19 protein-coding genes are annotated in these 19,357 nt (G+C 64.3%); 11 read left to right on the top strand and 8 right to left on the bottom strand.

Annotated elements, in window-relative coordinates:
* Nucleotides 1-25 precede the first annotated feature (25 nt).
* Nucleotides 26-532: a single-stranded DNA-binding protein gene (locus tag ACTZWT_RS04970; RefSeq protein WP_444768611.1), complete on the bottom strand. Its 507-nt coding sequence runs from the start codon at nt 530-532 to the stop codon at nt 26-28.
* A gap of 478 nt (nt 533-1,010) precedes the next feature.
* Between ACTZWT_RS04970 and ACTZWT_RS04965 the strand changes: the two genes are divergently transcribed.
* From ACTZWT_RS04965 to ACTZWT_RS04945, 5 genes are all read left to right on the top strand, one after another.
* Nucleotides 1,011-1,751: an outer membrane protein gene (locus ACTZWT_RS04965; protein WP_444768610.1), complete on the top strand. Its 741-nt coding sequence runs from the start codon at nt 1,011-1,013 to the stop codon at nt 1,749-1,751.
* A gap of 321 nt (nt 1,752-2,072) precedes the next feature.
* A complete protein-coding gene (gene uvrA / locus ACTZWT_RS04960) occupies nt 2,073-5,108 on the top strand; it encodes an excinuclease ABC subunit UvrA (RefSeq protein WP_444768609.1) in 3,036 nt (1,011 codons plus the stop codon).
* Between the two features lie 297 nt (nt 5,109-5,405).
* Nucleotides 5,406-7,067 carry a hypothetical protein gene (locus ACTZWT_RS04955; RefSeq protein WP_444768608.1) on the top strand — a complete coding sequence of 554 codons (1,662 nt, stop codon included), beginning with the start codon at nt 5,406-5,408 and terminating at the stop codon, nt 7,065-7,067.
* 169 nt (nt 7,068-7,236) lie between these two features.
* Nucleotides 7,237-7,605 carry a hypothetical protein gene (locus tag ACTZWT_RS04950; protein ID WP_444768607.1) on the top strand — a complete coding sequence of 123 codons (369 nt, stop codon included), beginning with the start codon at nt 7,237-7,239 and terminating at the stop codon, nt 7,603-7,605.
* A 184-nt stretch (nt 7,606-7,789) separates the two neighbouring features.
* Nucleotides 7,790-8,563 carry an ion transporter gene (locus ACTZWT_RS04945; RefSeq protein WP_444768606.1) on the top strand — a complete coding sequence of 258 codons (774 nt, stop codon included), beginning with the start codon at nt 7,790-7,792 and terminating at the stop codon, nt 8,561-8,563.
* A 225-nt stretch (nt 8,564-8,788) separates the two neighbouring features.
* On the opposite strand, the gene ACTZWT_RS04940 is transcribed toward ACTZWT_RS04945, so the two are convergent.
* Nucleotides 8,789-8,917: a hypothetical protein gene (locus ACTZWT_RS04940; RefSeq protein ID WP_011441608.1), complete on the bottom strand. Its 129-nt coding sequence runs from the start codon at nt 8,915-8,917 to the stop codon at nt 8,789-8,791.
* Between the two features lie 39 nt (nt 8,918-8,956).
* Here ACTZWT_RS04940 and ACTZWT_RS04935 point away from each other — a divergent pair, with 39 nt between their 5' ends.
* Together ACTZWT_RS04935 and ACTZWT_RS04930 are read left to right on the top strand one after the other, a co-directional pair.
* Nucleotides 8,957-9,115 carry a hypothetical protein gene (locus ACTZWT_RS04935; protein WP_444768605.1) on the top strand — a complete coding sequence of 53 codons (159 nt, stop codon included), beginning with the start codon at nt 8,957-8,959 and terminating at the stop codon, nt 9,113-9,115.
* Between the two features lie 21 nt (nt 9,116-9,136).
* On the top strand, nt 9,137-9,427 hold the full coding sequence (locus ACTZWT_RS04930; protein ID WP_444768604.1) for a GNAT family N-acetyltransferase: 291 nt from the start codon (nt 9,137-9,139) through the stop codon (nt 9,425-9,427).
* 107 nt (nt 9,428-9,534) lie between these two features.
* On the opposite strand, the gene ACTZWT_RS04925 is transcribed toward ACTZWT_RS04930, so the two are convergent.
* Nucleotides 9,535-9,918, bottom strand: a complete 384-nt coding sequence (locus ACTZWT_RS04925; protein WP_444768603.1) for a DUF3597 domain-containing protein — start codon at nt 9,916-9,918, stop codon at nt 9,535-9,537.
* Nucleotides 9,919-10,373: 455 nt separating this feature from the next.
* Here ACTZWT_RS04925 and ACTZWT_RS04920 point away from each other — a divergent pair, with 455 nt between their 5' ends.
* The 3 genes from ACTZWT_RS04920 (at nt 10,374) to trmFO (ending at nt 13,496) form a co-directional block, all read left to right on the top strand.
* The gene (locus ACTZWT_RS04920; protein WP_444768602.1) at nt 10,374-11,276 is read left to right on the top strand and encodes a DUF2189 domain-containing protein; all 903 of its coding nucleotides are present in this window, start codon (nt 10,374-10,376) and stop codon (nt 11,274-11,276) included.
* A 475-nt stretch (nt 11,277-11,751) separates the two neighbouring features.
* Nucleotides 11,752-11,904: a DUF1127 domain-containing protein gene (locus ACTZWT_RS04915; protein ID WP_444768601.1), complete on the top strand. Its 153-nt coding sequence runs from the start codon at nt 11,752-11,754 to the stop codon at nt 11,902-11,904.
* 143 nt (nt 11,905-12,047) lie between these two features.
* Entirely contained in the window at nt 12,048-13,496 is a 1,449-nt protein-coding gene (trmFO, locus tag ACTZWT_RS04910) for a methylenetetrahydrofolate--tRNA-(uracil(54)-C(5))-methyltransferase (FADH(2)-oxidizing) TrmFO (RefSeq protein ID WP_444768600.1), read from the top strand.
* Nucleotides 13,497-13,683: 187 nt separating this feature from the next.
* Here the strand turns inward: trmFO and ACTZWT_RS04905 are convergent, their stop codons facing one another.
* Genes ACTZWT_RS04905 through yajC form a run of 5 tightly spaced genes read right to left on the bottom strand, consistent with a single transcriptional unit; the run spans nt 13,684 to nt 18,125 of the window.
* The gene (locus ACTZWT_RS04905) at nt 13,684-14,547 is read right to left on the bottom strand and encodes a phytoene/squalene synthase family protein (protein WP_444768599.1); all 864 of its coding nucleotides are present in this window, start codon (nt 14,545-14,547) and stop codon (nt 13,684-13,686) included.
* A complete protein-coding gene (locus ACTZWT_RS04900; RefSeq protein WP_444768598.1) occupies nt 14,544-14,927 on the bottom strand; it encodes an Mth938-like domain-containing protein in 384 nt (127 codons plus the stop codon). The genes ACTZWT_RS04905 and ACTZWT_RS04900 overlap by 4 nt, the downstream gene beginning before the upstream one ends.
* Before the next feature lie 3 nt (nt 14,928-14,930).
* Nucleotides 14,931-16,034, bottom strand: a complete 1,104-nt coding sequence (secF, locus tag ACTZWT_RS04895) for a protein translocase subunit SecF (RefSeq protein ID WP_444768597.1) — start codon at nt 16,032-16,034, stop codon at nt 14,931-14,933.
* A gap of 25 nt (nt 16,035-16,059) precedes the next feature.
* Complete coding sequence (gene secD / locus ACTZWT_RS04890) at nt 16,060-17,661, bottom strand: protein translocase subunit SecD (RefSeq protein ID WP_444768596.1); 1,602 nt, start codon at nt 17,659-17,661, stop codon at nt 16,060-16,062.
* 41 nt (nt 17,662-17,702) lie between these two features.
* A complete protein-coding gene (gene yajC / locus ACTZWT_RS04885) occupies nt 17,703-18,125 on the bottom strand; it encodes a preprotein translocase subunit YajC (RefSeq protein WP_444768595.1) in 423 nt (140 codons plus the stop codon).
* A 188-nt stretch (nt 18,126-18,313) separates the two neighbouring features.
* Here yajC and ACTZWT_RS04880 point away from each other — a divergent pair, with 188 nt between their 5' ends.
* Nucleotides 18,314-19,282: an ATP-binding protein gene (locus ACTZWT_RS04880; RefSeq protein ID WP_444768594.1), complete on the top strand. Its 969-nt coding sequence runs from the start codon at nt 18,314-18,316 to the stop codon at nt 19,280-19,282.
* The last annotated feature ends 75 nt before the right edge of the window (nt 19,283-19,357 follow it).

The following is a 19,357-nucleotide window of genomic DNA, read 5'->3' as shown; positions in this document are numbered from 1 at the left end:
GCGCAGGCCCCCACCCGCCGAAAACTCAGAACGGAATATCGTCGTCCATGTCGCTGCCGCGGCCACCGCCGCCGCTCGCCGCCACCGGCCGGCGCGGCGCGCTGCTCGACGGACCGCTCGAGCCGAAATCACCGCCCGACGAATCGTCCGCACCGTAGCCGCCGCCGCTGCCCCCGCCGGGACGGCCGTCGAGCATCGTCAGGACCGAGTTGAAGTTCTGCAGCACGACCTCGGTCGAGTAGCGCTCGGCGCCGCTCTGATCGGTCCATTTGCGTGTCTGCAGTTGGCCTTCGAGGTAAATCTTCGAGCCTTTCTTGAGGTACTGCTCGGCGATCTTGCACAGCCCCTCGCTGAAGATCACCACGCGGTGCCATTCGGTCTTTTCCTTGCGCTCGCCGGTGGCGCGGTCGCGCCAGCTCTCCGAGGTCGCGATCCGCAGATTGGCGATCGGCCGCCCGTCCTGCGTCCGCTTGATCTCCGGATCAGCGCCGAGATTCCCGATCAGGATCACCTTGTTCACGCTTCCCGCCATCGCCGTCTCCTTCGAATCGAAACCAAACACCGCGCAAGGCCCGGCCCTACGCCACGCACCCCGACGCCTCGCTGTCGCTCTAGCGCTTACGCTGTCCGCTGCGCGCCGCCCATCCTCCGGCGGCGGCAAACACCGCGCTCGCCCCCGTTATCCACCGGGATTGCACGATTATGTTCTATTTTTGTTCGCTGAAAAAGCAATTTCACCACGTGAGACAGCAGGATTTTGCGGCAGACCGGTCCGAGGGCGTCGCGACAGAGCCGTGGGAACTGGTAGTTAGGTGCGGCAAAGAAGAATTGTTCTAGAAGATTCATCGTGTTCCGGTGCGCTCTTCGTCGGCGAGTGTTGCTTTTCGGAGACTGCTTTTTTCGCCGAGCTGCGTATAGTTCCCTCACTGAACAGAAGGCGCTCGCGCCGTCGGCTTCTGCGGTGGGGACCACGCGAAGCAGACAATGACGGACAACCTGGGGACATTGCGATGAAAAAGTTTTTGCTGGGAAGCGTGGCTCTGATTGCATTGGGTGCGGCGCCGGCGATGGCTGCCGATCTGGCCGCCCGTCCTTACACCAAGGCGCCGCCGATGATCGTCGCGATGTACGACTGGTCCGGCTTCTACATCGGCGCCAACGGCGGCTGGGGCACCAGCCGCAAGTGCTGGGACTTCGCGGGCACCACCGCGACGCCGCTTGCGACGAATCTCGGCGAAGGCTGCCACGATGCGTCGGGCGCCACCGCCGGTGGTCAGATCGGTTACAACTGGCAGATGGGCACCTGGGTGTTCGGCCTCGAAGCGCAGGGCAACTGGGCCGACTTCAAGGGCTCCAACGTCACCGTCCTCGGCGGCCTGTTCGACAACCAGAGCAAGGTCGAGGCCTTCGGCCTGTTCACCGGCCGGATCGGCTACGCCTGGAACAACGCCCTGCTTTACGCCAAGGGCGGCGCGGCGGTCGTCAGCGACAAGTACGAGTTCATCCGGCGCGCCGATGGTCTCGTGACCGGGACGGCTTCGGAAACCCGCTGGGGCGCGGCGGTCGGCGCCGGTCTGGAATACGGCTTCACCCCGAACTGGTCGTTCGCGGTCGAATACAATCACCTGTTCCTCGACAAGAAGGACGTCACCTTCACCAATACCGCTGTCGAGCGCGTCAAGCAGGACGCCGACATCGTCACCGCCCGCATCAACTATCGCTGGGGCGGCCCGGTCGTCGCGAAGTACTGAGCCTCGCGCGCTCCTGCGGGAGACGAAATCCGAGACACGAAAGGCCGGCCTCGCGCCGGCCTTTCTGCTTTTTGGCCCCGGTGGCCCGCAAAGCGTGCCGGATAAGCCGGCCGCCATGCGGCGCGCGCGATGGTCGATCGCCGGAACGGCGACACCCGGACGACGTTGACGCCGCGCCGCAACAATCGGTTGATGACCGCGCCGCGGCTCTGGAAATCGCCTCCCGTTCTTCCTATGTTCCAGGCTCCACCCAACTGGCGCCCGCCCGGACGATCGCGGCTGTGCGCCCCAACCTGCGCGACGTCGCGTCTGGACCCCTGCATGGACGAAGTGATCAAGGCGAAGCGCCAGCCGCCCCAACAGCAGTCCGTGGCTTCGAGCCGGACCGCCATTACCATTCGCGGCGCCCGCGAGCACAATCTCAAGAACGTCGACGTCGTCATCCCGCGCGACAAGCTCGCGGTGTTCACCGGCCTGTCCGGCTCCGGCAAATCGTCGCTGGCGTTCGACACGATCTATGCCGAGGGCCAGCGCCGCTACGTCGAATCGCTGTCGGCCTATGCGCGGCAGTTCCTCGAAATGATGCAGAAGCCGGACGTCGACCAGATCGACGGGCTGTCGCCGGCGATCTCGATCGAGCAGAAGACCACCTCGAAGAACCCGCGCTCCACCGTCGGCACCGTCACCGAGATCTACGACTACATGCGCCTGTTGTGGGCACGCGTCGGCGTGCCCTACTCGCCGGCTACGGGGCTGCCGATCGAGAGCCAGACCGTGTCGCAGATGGTCGACCGGGTGCTGGCGCTGCCCGAGGGCACGCGGCTGTATCTGCTGGCGCCTGTGGTGCGCGGCCGCAAGGGCGAGTATCGCAAGGAACTCGCCGAGTGGCTGAAGAAGGGCTTTCAGCGCGTCAAGATCGACGGCGCGTTCCACGAGCTGGCCGAGGCGCCGACGCTCGACAAGAAATTCCCGCACGACATCGACGTCGTGGTCGACCGCATCGTGGTGCGCCCCGACATCGGTCAGCGCCTCGCCGAGAGTTTTGAAACCGCGCTGAAGCTGGCCGAAGGGCTGGCGGTGATCGAATATGCCGACGCGCCCGCAGCGCTGCCGGCGGCAACCGTCGAGCCCGGTCCGGACGAGCCCGGCGACAAGAAGAAAAAGGCCGACAAGAAGGTCGCCAAGATCCACGACAAGACCGGCGCCGAACGCATCCTGTTCTCGGAGAAGTTCGCCTGCCCGGTGTCCGGCTTCACCATCCCGGAGATCGAGCCGCGCCTGTTCTCGTTCAATAACCCGTACGGCGCCTGCCCGGAATGCGGCGGGCTCGGCATCGAGCAGCATATCGACGCCGACCTCGTGGTGCCCGACAAGGAGCTGACGCTGCGCAAGGGCGCGATCGCGCCGTGGGCGAAGTCGTCCTCGCCCTACTACCTGCAGACGCTGACCGCGCTGGCGAAGTTCTACAAATTCACCCTCGACACCAAATGGAAGGACCTGCCGAAGAAGGTCCAGACCGCGCTGCTGTTCGGCTCCGGCGACGACGAGATCAAGTTCTCCTATGAAGACGGCGTGCGCTCCTACGACACCAAGAAGCCGTTCGAAGGCGTGGTGACGAATATCGAGCGCCGCTTCCGCGAGACCGAAAGCGAATGGGCGCGCGAAGAGCTCGGCAAGTATTTTTCCGACGTGCCGTGCGAGGCCTGCCACGGCCATCGGCTGAAGCCCGAGGCGCTGTGCGTCAAGATCGGCGGCAAGCACATCGGAAACATCTCCGAACTCTCCGTGAAAGCCGCCGGCGAATGGTTCGAAGCCGTGCCGGCCGCGCTCAACACCCAGCAGAACGAGATCGCCGTCCGCATCCTCAAGGAGATCCGCGACCGGCTGAGCTTCCTGCTCGACGTCGGCCTGAACTATCTGACGCTGGCGCGCGCCGCCGGCACATTGAGCGGCGGCGAGAGCCAGCGCATCCGCCTGGCCTCGCAGATCGGCAGCGGGCTCACCGGCGTGCTCTATGTGCTCGACGAGCCGTCGATCGGCCTGCACCAGCGCGACAACGCCCGGCTGCTCGACACCCTCAAACGACTGCGCGATCTCGGCAACACCGTGATCGTGGTCGAGCACGACGAGGACGCCATTCGCCTCGCCGATTTCGTGCTCGATATCGGCCCCGGCGCCGGCGTCCATGGCGGCCACATCGTGGCGCAGGGCACGCCCGCCGAGGTGATGGCCAATCCGAAATCGCTGACCGGCAAATATCTCACCGGCGAATTGTCGGTGCCGATCCCGGCGCGCCGGCCGCCGAACCATCGCCGCACCCTCAAGCTCGTCAACGCCCGCGGCAACAACCTCAAGAACGTCACCGCGGAAATTCCGCTCGGCCTGTTCACCTGCGTCACCGGCGTCTCCGGCGGCGGCAAGTCGACGCTGCTGATCGACACCTTCTACAAGGCGATCGCCCGCAAGCTGAACAACGCCAGCGACCCGCCGGCGCCGCACGACCGCATCGAGGGCCTCGAGCACATCGACAAGATCATCGACATCGACCAGTCGCCGATCGGCCGCACCCCGCGCAGCAATCCCGCGACCTACACCGGCGCGTTCACGCCGATCCGCGAATGGTTCGCCGGCCTGCCCGAGTCCAAGGCGCGCGGCTACGAGCCGGGCCGCTTCAGCTTCAACGTCAAGGGCGGCCGCTGCGAGGCCTGCCAGGGCGACGGCGTCATCAAGATCGAGATGCACTTTTTGCCCGACGTCTACGTCACCTGCGATGTCTGCAAGGGCAAGCGCTACAACCGCGAAACGCTCGAAGTGCTGTTCAAGGGCAAGTCGATCGCCGACGTGCTCGACATGACGGTCGAGGAAGCCGCCGACTTCTTCAAGGCGGTGCCGCGCGTCCGCGAGACCTTCAAGACGCTGCACCGCGTCGGCCTCGACTACATCCATGTCGGCCAGCAGGCCACCACATTGAGCGGCGGCGAAGCCCAGCGCGTCAAGCTCGCCAAGGAACTGAGCAAGCGCGCCACCGGCCGCACGCTCTACATCCTCGATGAGCCGACCACCGGCCTACATTTTCACGACGTCGCCAAACTGCTCGAAGTGCTGCACGAGCTGGTGGCGCAGGGAAATACGGTGGTGGTGATCGAGCACAATCTCGAAGTCATCAAGACCGCCGACTGGGTGATCGACCTCGGCCCCGAAGGCGGCGACGGCGGCGGCGAAATCGTCGCCTGGGGCCCGCCGGAGGATATTGTCAAGGCGCCGCGCAGCTACACGGGGAAGTTCTTGAAGCCGGTGCTGGAGAAGAAGGGGCCGGCGAAGGCGGGGAAGCGGAAGACGGACGAGGCGGCGGAGTAACTATCGATTGGAGCGGCTTGTTCGCTTTGGCAAGCGAAAATGGATGGTGCAAGATGCAAGTTATAGATTTCTTGCGCGACAATTCGAATCGGGAGCTAGTGAGTTGGCTTTTGGGAGGATTGATTACAGTCATCGGCGCGATTTGGGCTGCCTTCAAATTCTGGTGGTCGACTAGAAAGAAAACTCAAGAGCCATTCGTTAGCTCAACTAACAAAAGCGTATCCGCCGGGCGAGATATTCGAGATAGCAAAATTGAGATACTTTAGTTGCCGCCAATAGGATGATGTGGCTGGAATTATGCTCGGTTGGCTCTGCAAGCTCCTAAAATACAAATTCGCGCGGAGCGCAAGCGCCGACCATTCTTCTGTCGCGGCTGGAGGAGACATCAACAACACCACTATAAATATAGGATTGAACAAAAACGAAATTGGTCATCTGATAGAACAAGGTAATTTGGCGGTTGTCGATAGTGTACATTCTCTTGCTGCAGAGGTTGCGCGGCATAGGGGACTCGATCCGGCGCCCTTCCGAAAGATATTGGCCAATCTCGGCGAGCACCAAGTCTCCGACGAAGAGATCTCAAATCGTTTTGTTGAATTAATTGGCACTCTCGATGAATTGCGACAACGACTCGGCAACAAGCATCTCGATGAGCTGCGACCTATGAGAACAAAGGCTCTTGAGCTTCTTGACGCCGGCGATTTTTCTGGAGCTTATAGCGCATTAGAAGAAGGTCGACTGCTAGCTCAAGCGCATAGATGTCAAGCATCGGGAAGCGAAGCGGAGATTCTTGCGGATCAGGGGCGCGTTCTCGAACTGCAAATTTCCAACATTCCCGCTAGCGAAAAATACGCTCAGGCCGCATTGCTTTCTGCTGGTGATCCTATCAGCGCATTCGAGTATCTTGTGAAGCAAGCCAATGCGCTGCAGAACGAAGGCGAAGAGTTCGGCAATAAGGACGCTTTGCGAGAATCGATATTGATCTGGCGGAAAGCCAAGACAATAGCCCCTTTCGAAATTGCTCCAGACCGCCATCGCAAGGCCCATAATAACTTAGGTTCGGCAGTCTATTCTCTGGCCTTACTGGAGCCCACAAACGAGAATCTCCTCGAAGTTGCGAAAATGAACCGAGAGGTTCTGGATCGTGATAGCTGCGACATCGCGCCGCAAGTTTGGATTGCGGCTCAGGCCAACCTAGCTTCAACCCTTCTAGAACTCGGCGAACGGGAGCTTGGCACGGACAAACTTGAGGAAGCGCTCGAACGATTTAACATCGCCTTAAGCGCGATTGATCGGAAAGAGCGTCCCGCAGATTGGGCGGGGATAAAGAACAATATTGGAAATGCGCTCATGCGCATCGGACAGAGGCAGGCGAGTAGCGACTATCTTGATAGATCAATTGGGGCATTCAATGAGGCACTTGAGGCGCTTGACCCCACGATGGAATGCAATCGGGCTATGATCTTGATGAATTTGGCTGCCGTTCACGCAGATCTTGGCCGGCTGTTGAATCGAGCAGAGCCGCTCGAGCAATCAATCAAGGATGCAGAGGCCGCTTTAGCGTTGACTCAAAAGAGTCGCTATCCGGTCAGGTGGGCTCAAATCAAGAACAATATCGGGAGTGCGCGAAGCTCGCTCGGTTTGATCACGAATGATATCTCACATTGGCAAGATGCTATCGTTGTTAATAGGGAGGCTCTTTCCGTTCATACGATCGGACATGCACCTCTGAAGTGGGCGATGTCTCAATGGGGAATTGGTTTGGCCCTGAGCAAAATCGCAGCGACAACTTCTGATCTTCAAGCTGCAACTGAAGCAGTAGATATTCTAAACGAAGCGAATTCGATAATCGCAAAATCCGACAATGAAAGCATGAAAATGGGAGTTTTTGGTGCCCTAACTGAAGCGAAGGACTTGGCGATAGGACTTCAGAATCGTGAGAGTTACAAGGTTGAGTAAGTGTCGCCCCTGGCTGACAAGGCGGCAATGCTGCCTAGGTGAGTGGGCGCGACATCCGGGCTGCTGAACTCCCCGCTCTTGCTGTACTCAAACGGGCGGCCAGCGTGGCCTCCGCCCCCCCACCCGAATGTGTCTCGCCCTCCCGCCCCCGCCCGTCTAAACTCCCCTCATGACCCGCCTCACCGCCCTCACGCTCGCAATCGCCCTCGCCCTCCTTCCCGCCGCCGCCTCGGCTGCTTCGCCCAAGAAGCACGCCAAGCGGGCCCAGAGCACCGGCCTGCCCGGCTATGTACAGCCGCCGAGCAATTCGGTGCCGCTGTTCATGCAGAAGCTGTCCCGCTCGCAGCGGGCGATGCTGCGGCCGAAGCGGCCGTGGTACATCGATCCGACGCCGGAATATTATCGCTGGAACGGCGGCTGGTCCGGCGAATGGCGCTATCTCGGCCGCCCGGGGTTCTACCGCGGCCGCTACAATGGCGGCAGCTTCGGGCCGTGCTGGACGCAAACGCCGATCGGGCCGGTCTGGAACTGCGGCTGAGGGGGGCAGCCGAGAGGGGCTTGGTAGGGCGGATCAGGCGCGCAGCGCCGTCATCCGCCACCGCCTCGCGACCGGGAATGGCTTCCCGGCGGATGACGCGCGGCGCGCTGATCCGCCCTGCGGCGCTGGGTATCGATCAGAACGCCATTGCCTCCCCCGCCCCGCCCGGTCCAATACTGCCGCCATGGCCTATGCCGATTTCAAGACCTTCCTGCGCGAACTCTACGAAGGCGCGTCGCCGCGCGGCGTGGTGTTTCGTTATGGCGTGCTGGCGTTCGACATCGTCACGGTGCTGTTCATCATCGGCACCTCCTTCGTGCCGTCGAACGACGTCGTCGAGGCGCTGGATGTGGTGTTCGGCGCGCTGATCCTGATCGATTTCACCGCACGGCTGCTGATCAGCCGGCACCGGATGAGGGATTTCACCCGGCTCGCGACCTGGACCGACATCGTCGCGATCGTGTCATTCCTGGCGCCGCTCGCCGGCGAGGGCGGCGGCTTCCTGCGCATTCTGCGCACGCTGCGGCTGCTGCACGACTACCAGATGCTGTCGCGGCTGCGCAACGACAGCGACTTCTTCCGGCGCAACGAGGAAGTCGTGATCGCCGTGACCAATCTGGGGGTCTTCATCTTCGTGATGACGGCGATCGTCTACGAAACCCAGCGCTCGCACAATCCACAGATCGCCCACTATGCCGACGCGTTGTATTTCACCGTCACCGCGCTGACCACCACCGGCTTCGGCGACATCACGCTGCCGGGCACGGCGGGCCGGCTGATCAGCGTCGCGATCATGATCTTCGGCGTCACGCTGTTCTTCAATCTGGCGCGCGCGCTGATCAGCCCGAACAAGGTGCGTTTCCCCTGCCCGATCTGCGGTCTGCAGCGCCACGATGCCGACGCGGTGCACTGCAAGGCGTGCGGCACCGTGCTGAACATTCCCGACGAGGGGCTGTGAGCTAGGCGTTTCATCGATTGATTGAAGCGATATGGCCCTTGCCAGATGCACTGACCCCTCATCCTGAGGAGCCCGGCAAAGCCGGGCGTCTCGAAGGATGGGGCGACGATGCAGTGCCGGCGGCGCATGGTTCGAGACGGCGCTTCGCGCCTCCTCACCATGAGGTTGTGCCTGTGGCGAGTATCCCAGAACGCCAGTGCTGATTCCATCGGAGACAGAACGGCTCTAGCGCAGCCCGGTGCCCTTGCAGCGCTGGCAGGTCACGACCTTGTCGCCCTTCTTCAGCGTGCCCTTGCCTTCGCAATTCTTGCACTTCTGTTTCTTCTTGACGTTGGGGCCCTTTTCGTTGGCCATGATTCGCTCCTGATCCGATGCCGCCGATGCGGCGCTGGCGTGCTCAATAGCATCGATCTGCCGGCCGCGGCGGGATATTGGACGATCGGCTTGCGCATGCACGCATGGCGATGCCGCGGCGCCCTTGACATCGAGCGGCGCGACTCCAACCTGAAGGCCATTGATGCTGCCGGGGTGGCGGTTGAAATCATCGACTGAAACTGAACCAAGGGGGACGCCATGAGCGGGACGACGATCGCAGCCAGCGTGCGCGACAACAAGGCGCAAAGCCGCTTCGAGCTCGATGCCTATGGTGAGATCGCCTTTGCGAACTATCGGCGCGCCAATGGCCACGTCGTCATCACCCACACCGAAACGCCGCCGCCGCTACGCGGCCGCGGCATCGCCACCGGCCTGATCCGCGGTGCGCTGGATCTGATTCGCGCCGACGGGCTGAAGGTCACCGCCGGCTGCGGCTTCGTCGCCGATTATCTCGACGCCCATCCGGAATATGCCGACCTGACGCGATAGACGTCTCGCATCGGGTCCTCGCGTCGGGTCGACGTCGCATGGTCGCCGCGTGCGGCCGAAGAGAAGCCCGCGCGAGCGGGCTCTCGATCGCACCCGGCGCGCCCTGATCAGTCCTTGAGATCGTCCGGCACCTTGCCGCCATTGGCGGCGAGCTTGGCCATCACCTGCTTGTGCAGCCAGATGTTCATGGTGGCGCTGTCGCCGGTGTCGCCGGTGTAGCCGAGCTCCTTGGCGAGCTCCTTGCGCGCCGACAGGCTGGAATCGATATCGAGCGCCTTCATCAGGTCGACGATCGAGGTGCGCCATTCCAGCTTCTCGCCCTTGGCCTTCACGGCCTGGTCGAGGATCGGGGCGACGTCGACGGTTGCTCCCGAACTCCCCGGCGCCGGTGCAGTCCCTGCAGCCGCAGGCGTCGTGCCCGCGCTGCCGCCCGGCGCGGCGCCTGCGCTGCTGCCGAAAATTGCGCCCATGATCTTGCCGAAAATGCTCATTGGTCTCTCCAGGTAGTGGACTCTTGGCGGGGGCACGACGATGCGCCGCGCCCGGCAGGCGAAGCTACCGCGTCGCGGTGAGCTTGCCAAATATGTCAACGCCGTGAAGCCCAATATGGTGCAGCGCAAATGAACTAATTATTTGTTCGCAGCTGCACGCAAATAGCCGGCCCCGGTGGAACTAATCGGCGCGGCTACTAACTCCCCGTCCGACGCCGCGACAAATCCGGCTCTCACCGAAGCGTGAGTAACCGCAGGGTGCGTTCGGCGTTAGGCTACCGTCACAGGTCGCGGCAAAGCCCAGGTCACAGGACCAGTTCGCTCGTTGCTCTCGCGTCTGGTTGCAATGCTCCTGATCGTTTCCGTGCCCAGAGAGGTCCGGCCCGCCGTCAACCGGCGAAGGATCCGGTTCACAGCACGTGCCCATCACATGTGCCCACACGGGAGAAACGCGCATGGCCACGATCTACCCTGCCAAAGCCGACAATGCCCGTCCGATCGGCGCGGCGGCCGAGCCGCCGGTCCGCCGCATCGCTCTTGCCGATCTGCACGACGCGCTGCGGCGCGGCTGGGACGACTTCAAGGCGGTGCCGAGCCACGCCGTCATGCTGTGCGTGATCTATCCGGTGCTCGGCCTGGTGCTGGCGCGGCTGGTGCTCGGCTATTCGGTGCTGCCGCTGCTGTTTCCGCTCGCCGCCGGCTTCGCGCTGATCGGGCCGTTCGCGGCGCTCGGCCTCTACGAGTTGAGCCGCCGCCGCGAAGCCGGCGAGGACGCCTCGGCGTGGCACGCCTTCGACGTGCTGCGCTCGCCGTCGTTCGGCGCGATGCTCGGGCTCGGCGCGATCCTGCTCGCCGTCTTCGTGGTGTGGATCGCGACCGCGCAGGGGATCTACGTGTCCACCTTCGGCCATGCGCCCGCTGCGGCGATCCCCGATTTCGTCACCCGCGTCCTGACCACGCCGGAAGGCTGGAGCCTGATCGCGATCGGCTGCGGCGTCGGCTTCCTGTTCGCGGTGGCGGCGCTGTGCGTCAGCGTCGTGGCGTTTCCGATGATGCTCGATCGTCAGGCCGGGGTCGGCGAAGCCGTCACGGCGTCGCTGCGCGTCGTCGCCCGCAACCCGCTCGAGATCGCCGTCTGGGGCCTGATCGTCGCGGCGCTGCTGGTGCTCGGCTCGCTGCCGGCGTTCCTCGGCCTGGCGGTGGTCATCCCGCTGCTCGGCCATGCCACGTGGCACCTCTACCGCAAGGTGATCGAGCCCAATCCAAACCCGCCGCAGAGTCCCGCGGCGAGCCCGATCAAGCGTTCCGCGGCCGACTTCCCGGCGACGCTGCTGCAGTGGAAGCGCAAGGGAAAATAGGGCGTCTCGGACGCACGCTGCAGCCTTGCCACCGGCCGCCCCGGGCGCCGGTGGCATTTCTGTGTTGTGCATTGCGGTACATCAAATGAGGATTCGGCATGAACACTCGTTCAGCATGCGTTTAACGCATGGGAAATTTGGAGATTTACTTGATCGATTAACTCGCCGACCGGAAATTGAGTTCATCCCCTTGACGCAAAGCCCGGCCCGATTCCGCGCTTTCGTGCATCTCATTGCACTATATTGCTGAAAACGGTAGCCAATGGCCGCAAAGGGTGCGTCGGCGCCGCCCGGTCGGACCATGCGCAAGCCACAGAGCTCTGCGCGAAACTCTTAATCATTCCTTCCCAAAGGTATGTCCTTATCGCTTAGCTGCGGTGCAGCATTTACGCTGCTGATACCGGCGACTCTGCCCTATATTCCTTTCAACGGTTCGGCCGACGAAGAACTGAACCGTGGAATAAGGAGATCTCCCATGTTGCTTTCGCTCATCCGCGCCCTCCGGGCGTTCCGGGATTATCAGCGCAACCTCGCTGAACTGTCCCAGCTCAACGATCGCGAACTGGCCGATATCGGACTCGACCGCTCGGACATCCCGCGCGTGGCGTCCGGTCACTTCAATGGCTGACCGTCCGACCCGAACTGTTCTCGGATAGCGCCCGCATCACTGCGGGCGTTGTCGTATCCTGCCCGCGCTGATCCGCCTGCGGAACTGGCCGCGAGGGCCGAAACGGAATTGACCCGGGGCGCAAACGCGCTAGCTGTAGCGCCATGAGCATGACCGCGCCCCCCACCCCGCCCGCTTTCACCCACCCCGTTCACGTCATCGGCGCCGGCCTCGCCGGCTCGGAAGCCGCCTGGCAGGTGGCGCGCGCCGGCGTGCGCGTCGTGCTGCACGAGATGCGGCCGCACCGGACCACCGAGGCGCACAAGACCGACGGCCTCGCCGAGCTGGTCTGTTCCAATTCGTTCCGCTCCGACGATGCCGCCAACAATGCGGTCGGGCTGCTGCATGCCGAAATGCGCCGGCTCGGCTCGTTGGTGATGCGCGCGGCCGATGCCAATCAGGTCCCGGCCGGCGGCGCGCTGGCCGTCGATCGCGACGGCTTCTCCGCCGCGGTCACGAAGGCGCTGGCCGAGCATCCGCTGATCGAGATCCGCCGCGAGGAGATCGCCGGCCTGCCGCCGGACGACTGGGGCAATGTCATCGTCGCCACCGGCCCGCTGACGTCGGCGCCGCTGGCCGAGGCGATCCGCGCGCTGACCGACGAATCGGCGCTGGCCTTCTTCGACGCCATCGCCCCGATCGTGCATCGCGACTCGATCGACATGTCGATCGCCTGGTTTCAGTCGCGCTACGACAAGGCCGGCCCCGGCGGCACCGGCGCCGACTATCTCAACTGCCCGATGAATCGCGAGCAGTACGACGCCTTCGTCGATGCGCTGATCGCCGGCGACAAGGTCGACTTCAAGGACTGGGAGAAGGACACGCCGTATTTCGACGGCTGCCTGCCGATCGAGGTGATGGCCGAGCGCGGCCGCGAGACGCTGCGCCACGGGCCGATGAAGCCGGTCGGCCTGACCAATCCGCACAACCCGACGGTCAAGGCCTACGCCATCGTGCAGCTCCGCCAGGACAACAAGCTCGGCACGCTGTTCAACATGGTCGGCTTCCAGACCAAGTTGAATTACGCCGCGCAGCAACGCGTCTTCCGCACTATCCCGGGGCTGGAAAACGCTGAATTTGCAAGGCTTGGCGGGCTACATCGCAACACGTTTCTGAACTCGCCGAAGCTGCTCGATGCGGGCCTGCGCCTGCGCGCCGCGCCGCGGCTGCGGTTCGCCGGGCAGATGACCGGCTGCGAAGGTTACGTCGAATCCGCTGGGATCGGCCTTGTCGCCGGGCTCGCCGCCGCCGCCGACGCTGTCGGCCAGCCGCTGGCGTTGCCGCCGCCGACCACCGCGCTCGGCGCCCTGCTCGGCCATATCACCGGCGGCCATATCGAGACCATCGACGCCGGCCCGCGCTCCTTCCAGCCGATGAACATCAATTTCGGCCTGTTCCCGCCGCTGGCCAACGCGCCGACCCACGGCCCCGACGGCAAGAAGCTGCGTGGCCCGGAGAAATCGGTCGCCAAGAAGCAGGCCCTCAGCGCCCGCGCGCTGGCGGATCTCGACGGCTGGATCGCCGCAAGCCTGAAGCTGCCGGCGGCGGCGTGAGCCAGCCGTGGACCGACTTCACTGAGGCGCCACTTGTTACTCCGTCATCCTGAGGCGCCGCCGCGCAGCGGCGGCCTCGAAGGATGGGCCGCAAGTGCCCGTCTCCGCATCCTTCGAGGCTCGCCGAAGATGGCGAGCACTTCAGGATGACGGCTCTTTGCTTGTCGCAAAGCTCTGGAGGGCCGCACTACATTCTGAAAACGCGCGTCCGCGACGCCTTCCACAGCGTCCACAGCGTCGCCAGCCGCGAACGCTCTTGCGGCGCGAACAGGTCGCTGTCGGCCTGCGCCATCCGGTCGAGATCGCGCCGGACGAGTACCAGCGGCAGGAAAGCGCGGCGCGCTGATGGCGGCGCCTCGGAGAGGAGTTGCTGAGCGGCGTCGAGATGTTTCAGCGCAACGTCGACCAGATCATTGAGCGTTTGGCGCAGCGCGGGGGTCTCCTTGCCCGCATAGGCGTCGGCCTCGTTGCTGCCGTGGCGCTCAAGCAGGTCGAGCGGCACGAACAACTGCCGACGCGAGGCATCGATCGGCAGCCGCGCGATCGCGCGCGCGATCCCCTGCGCCACCCCGGCATGGCGGGCGAGATGATCGACCGCCTCCGAGCCCTGATCGAGGATCCGCGCCGCCAGCGCGAACAGCGCGCCGTCGGTGTCGGCGGCATATGCCTCGAGCGCGGTGAGCGTCGGCATCGGATCGTTGTAGAGGTCGAACAGATGCGCTTCGATCAGTTGCGCCAGAGCCGCGACCGGCAATCCGTGCTGCCCGGTCGCGCGCAGCAATTCGGCCGCGACCGGATTGCCCTCGATGCCGCCATGCGCGGTGCCGGCCAGCGTGTCGCTCCACCATTGCAGCCGGATCTCGCCCGGCAGCGGCTGGCTGACCTGGTCGCGGACGCGCACCACCTCGACGTTGAAGGCGTACAGCGCCAGCAGCGCGCGCCGGCGCGGCGGCTCGACGAACAGCGTCGCGGCGTAGCGGTCGAAATCGTGGCTGCGCACCAGCTCGGCGCAGAACGCCATGTCGGCGTCGCCGTCGCCGCTCGCGCTCATGGCACCGCGATCAGCGCGGCGGCGACGCGGCGGCGCTCGCCGATCATGATGTTGTAGGTCCGCACCGCCGGCCCGGTCTGCATCACGTCCAGCACAATGCCCACGGCGCGGAGCTGATCACGCAAGGGACGCGGCGCGATCCAGACCTCGGTGCCGGTGCCGACGATCAGCGTGTCGATCGCGTTGGCGTTGTCGAACGCGCGCTGCAGCGAATAGCGGTCGATCTGCTCGGGCCGGGTGACGTCCCAGCCCCACACCGCGTCGGGCAGGAACAGCAGCGAGCCGACATGCGACATCTCGCCGAAATAGAACCCGCCTTTGCCGTAGGCCTCGACCGAGGCCGTGCGCGGAAAATGCGGGATCTCCGGGCGCTCCGCCAAAGCTCAGCGCTTCCCCGACTTCACAGGCTTCTTCGGCTTCTCGGCCGTCTGCGGAATCGCGGCGCCCTCGGGCGTCGCCACCGCCACGGCCTTCTCCGACCTTTCGGTCTTTTCCGACGGATCGTCGAGCCGATGCGTGCCGACGCCGAGATAGATCAGGATCGGGGCTGCGATGAAGATCGAGGTGTAGGTGCCCACCAGCACCACGCCGAACATCATCACCGCGGTGAAGGAGTGGATCGCGTTGCCGCCGAACAGCAGCAGCGCGAACAGCGCCAGCGTCACCGTAACGTGGGTGATGATCGAGCGCGACAGCGTCGAGTTGATCGATTCGTTCAGAAGCTGCGGCATCGGCATCTTCTTGTAGCGCCGCAGCATCTCGCGGATGCGGTCGTAGATCACCACGGTGTCGTTCAGCGAATAGCCGAGAATCGTCAGCAGCGCCGCGATACTGGTGAGGTCGAAATCGACCTGGCTGATCGACATGAAGCCGATCGTCAGCACGATGTCGTGGACGTTGGCGATCATCGCGCCGAGTGCGAACTGCCATTCGAACCGGAACCAGAGATAGACCAGGATGCCTAGGATCGCGAGCATCAGGCCGAGCATGCCGTAGGCCAGGAGTTCGCTCGAGACGCGCGGGCCGACCACTTCGACGCGGCGATAGTCGACCGAATTGCCGAGCGCGCCGCGCACCTTCTGCACCGCCTCCTGCTGCGCGGCGTCGCCGCCGGGCTGTTCGGCGACGCGGATCAGCACCTCGGACGGACCGCCGAACTGCTGGAGCTGGACTTCACCGAGCCCGAGTTTGCTCAGCGTGTCGCGCATCCCGGGGATATCGGCCGCGCCGGAATGAGCCCTGACCTCGAGCAGCGTTCCGCCCTTGAAGTCGATGCCGAAATTCAGCCCGTGGGTGAAGAACAGCGTGATCGCGACGATCGACAGCACCGCCGAGATCGGAAAGCTGATCCGGCGGAACTGGGTGAAGTCGAAATGGGTATCATCTGGCACGATCCGCAGCGACGGCAGCCAGCCCATGATGCTGACGACAGTCAGCGCCACTACCAGCACGCCCAGCCCGATCAAAATCCACTGTGTCGATGTCACTTGCAGCTCTTTCGGATGATGGGCGTCAGATCGGCACGGTCTGCGGCCGCTTCCACCGCACCCAGGTGGCGACGATCAGCCGGGTCACGGTGAAGGCGGTGAACACGGTGGTGATGATGCCGATGCCGAGCGTCACCGCGAAGCCGCGCACCGGCCCGGTGCCGATGTAGAACAGCACCGCGGCGGCGATGAAGGTGGTGATGTTGGAATCGAGAATCGTCGACAGCGCCCGCTTGAAGCCGGCGTCGATCGCCGAGATCGCGTTGCGGCCGGCGCGCAGCTCCTCGCGGATGCGCTCGTAGATCAGCACGTTCGAATCCACCGCGATGCCGACGGTGAGGACGATGCCGGCGATGCCGGGCAGCGTCAGCGTGGCGTTGAGCAGCGACAGCACGCCGAAGATCATCGCGACGTTGACCGCCACCGCGATGTTGGCGAACACGCCGAACAGCCGGTAGGTCAGCAGCATGAAGATGATCACGAGGATCGAGCCGACATAGGCCGCGAGTTCGCCCTTCTCGATCGAATCCTGGCCGAGGCCGGGGCCGACCGTGCGTTCCTCGATGATCGTCAGCGGCGCCGGCAGCGCGCCGGCGCGCAGCAGGATCGCGAGGTCGTTGGCCTGCTGCACGGTGAAGCTGCCGGAAATCTGGCCGGAGCCGCCGGTGATCGGCTCGCGGATCACGGGCGCGGAGATCACCTCGTTGTCGAGCACGATCGCGAACGGCTGACCGACATTCTCGGTGGTGGCGCGGGCGAATTTGCGGGCGCCGTTGGTGTTGAAGCGGAAGCTGACGATCGGCTCGCTGGTACGCTGGTCGAAGCCCGGCTGCGCGTCGGTGAGATCCGCGCCGGACACCAGCACCTGCTTCTTGATGACGTAAGGTTGCTTCGGTGACGACGAGCTCATCAGCACATCGGAATCCGACGGCGCGCGGCCGGCCTGCGCCTGTTCGGGCGAGACCGAGGAATCCACCATGCGGAAGTCGAGCTTGGCGGTCTTGCCGAGCAGTTCCTTCAATCGGGTCGGGTCCTGGAGACCCGGCACCTGCACGAGAATGCGGTCGGCGCCCTGGCGCTGGATCAGCGGCTCGACGGTGCCGAGTTCATTGACGCGGCGCTCGACGATCTGGATCGACTGGTCGACCGACTGGCGCACCCGTTCGGCGATCGCCGCCGGCGGCACCGTCAGCCGGATCAGGCCCCCGCCTGCGTCGGTGACGTCGAGGCTGCGCTGGCCATTGGAGCCGAGCAAGCCGCCGAGCGGCTGCGACAGCTCGCGCAGCTTGGTGAGCGCGGTAGGAACCTCGTTCTCCTTGCTGATCCGGACCTCGACCTGATCGCCCTTCGTCGCCAGGCCCGTATAGGCGATCCGGGCTTCGCGCAGCACCCGGCGCGCATCGTCGCGCACCGAATCGAGCTTGTCCTTCTTGACCGAATTGGCGTCGACCTCGAGCAGGATGTGCGAACCACCCTGCAGGTCGAGGCCCAGCACCAGATGGCGCTGCGCCCATTTCGGCCAGGTCTTGACGGTGTGGTCGGGGAAGAAGTTCGGAACGGCGCAAAGGCACACCGCCAGCGCCGTCAGAATGACCGCCAGCGCCTTCCACCGTGTGAAATACAGCATCGAGTTGTCCCGTCAGAAACCAGAAAGGCGCAGCGACCGCGTCAGCTCGACGCGGTGTCGTCCTTGGCCGGCTCGGCTTTCGCCTCGCCATCCTTCGCAGCGTCCTTTGTCTTGCCTTTGCCCTTCTCGGGGACGTCCTTGACCGGCTCGCCCTTGGTGCGGACGCCGGTGATCATCTGGCGCATCTGGCGCGCGCGGATGCCGTCGGCGATCTCGAACTCGATCTGGTCGTCGTCCACCACCTTGGTGACTTTGCCGACCAGGCCGCCCGAGGTGATGATGGTGTCGCCGCGGCGAATGTTCTTCACCAGCTCGGCGTGCTCCTTCACCTTGCGCTGCTGCGGACGCAGGATCAGGAAATACATGATGACGAAGATCAGCGCGAACGGCAGCAGCGACATCAGCATGCTGTTGGCGTCGCCGCCGGCGGCAGCGGCCTGAGCAAATGCAGGAGTAACAAACATCCGGATTCCCCGTGAAAAAAGCGAGCCGGCGCGGCGCGGGGGCGACGTCCGGGGGGCGCAAATTCGCGCGGACTATAGCGGCCGCGGTCCCAATTGCAACGCCGCCAACCCTCTCATTTGCCCTTCATTTCCGCCGCTTGCCCGGCCTGTCGCAGACCGATATGGCTGCCGAAACAGGAAGTGCAAGCATGGCCAAGAAGACCAAATCCAAACCCGCCCGCCCGGCGGCCAAGAAAACAGCCGCAAAGCGCCGCAGCACCGCGCGCCAGCCCGCCGCAGCGGCCCCGGATTCGGCGACGCTTGAGCGCATCGCACGCGCGCTGGAAGGCATTTCCGCGCATCTGTCGGGCACTTCCGCCCCGTCTGCGCAGGCGACGCTGGCCGGCGCCGAGGCCTTCGTCTGGCATCCGGAAGGACGGCTCACGCCGGTTCCCAAAGTCAGCCGGGTCGATCTCGATCTGCTGCAGGGCATCGACCGGATGCGCGACACCCTGATCGATAATACCTTGCGGTTCGCGACCGGCCTGCCCGCCAATAACGCTTTGTTGTGGGGCGCGCGCGGCATGGGCAAATCGTCGCTGGTCAAGGCGGCTCACGCTCATGTCAACGCCCGGCCCGATGTCGCCGGCACGCTGAAGCTGATCGAAATCCACCGCGAGGACATCGAAAGCCTGCCGGCGCTGATGACGCTGCTGCGCGCTTCCGACGATCGCTTCATCGTGTTCTGCGACGACCTGTCGTTCGACGGCAACGACGCCTCGTACAAGTCACTGAAGGCGGTGCTCGAGGGCGGCATCGAGGGGCGGCCCGACAATGTGATTCTGTACGCGACCTCCAACCGCCGGCATCTGCTGGCGCGCGAGATGGTCGAGAACGAGCGCTCGACCGCGATCAATCCCGGCGAGGCGGTCGAGGAGAAGGTGTCGCTGTCGGACCGCTTCGGATTGTGGCTCGGATTCCACAAATGCAGCCAGGATGAATTCCTGGCGATGGTGCGCGGCTATTGCGGGCACTACGGAATCAGCATCGACGACGACGCGCTGCAGCGCGAGGCGCTGGAATGGTCGACGACGCGCGGCTCGCGCTCCGGCCGCGTCGCCTGGCAGTTCGTGCAGGACCTCGCCGGCCGGCTGAAGGTGCGGCTCGGCGGCAAGTAATCGCCGCAGCGACTTTCCGCTTCGCAAGCGAAGCCGGCCGACCCTAAACTACGACCTCGATTCGTCGAGGCGATC

This window comes from Rhodopseudomonas sp. NSM (assembly GCF_052445935.1).
Lineage (GTDB): Bacteria > Pseudomonadota > Alphaproteobacteria > Rhizobiales > Xanthobacteraceae > Rhodopseudomonas.
The sequence above is the reverse complement of the archived record's forward strand: the minus strand, read 5'-3'. Positions and strand labels throughout refer to the sequence as shown.